This window comes from Cyanobium sp. NIVA-CYA 375, assembly GCF_056108345.1.
The window spans coordinates 1-653 of sequence record NZ_JBSYHW010000356.1 but is presented as its reverse complement, the minus strand read 5'-3'; the positions used below and the strand labels follow the sequence as shown (position 1 = coordinate 653).

General features: G+C 61.3%; 1 protein-coding gene. It reads right to left on the bottom strand.

From position 1 onward, the window contains the following. Positions 1-398 (bottom strand): amidohydrolase family protein (locus AC01FP_RS18560; protein WP_474482355.1); only part of this gene is annotated, 398 nt, incomplete at its 3' end. Positions 399-653 lie beyond the last annotated feature (255 nt).

Here is a 653-nt window from a genome sequence, read left to right as displayed (position 1 = left end):
TTCCATCCGCGTCCGATGATCCACCGGCGGTTTGGATTGGCTGCGGCGTAGTCAGCGATGAGCTTCTGCGCCTCCGCCAGCGAGCTGGTTCCTGACAGGTCGAGTGTCATTGCGCCGAAGCCGATCCCCATCACGTGGAGGTGGGCGTCGATCAGCCCAGGAATCAGGTAGGCGCCTTTGCCATCGACGAAGAAATCGGTGGTCGGGCGCTTTTCGCCTCGCGCCAGCAACTGCTTGATCCGGCCATCGTCATCGATCCACAGCGCGCTGAAACGGGTGACCTTGCCACTTTCATCGAGCGCAATCCCTTCGACATTGTCGACCAGCGTATCGGCTTGTGCCGGTGCTGCCAGTGCAAGCAGAATCGGGAACAAGGAGAGAGCGGCGACCTGCTTCATGGGCAATCCTTGGCATGCGAACGGGCGAGGTTGTGTCGCTTCGCTTTGCCGATAATCGGACGCAAAGCAAATCTTTGCCGGGCAAGCCGCGGTTGGAGGTTTTCCTGCTGGTGCTTTTCCCCTACGGCGCAGCCGCCATGACCAGCAGCCAAGCCAATCTCGCGAGCGTACCGCACGCCGACCTGCCATTGACCATCGATGATGTTCGTGCGGCCGCCGCGCGGATTGGCGATGCAATTGTGCGAACGCCCACGC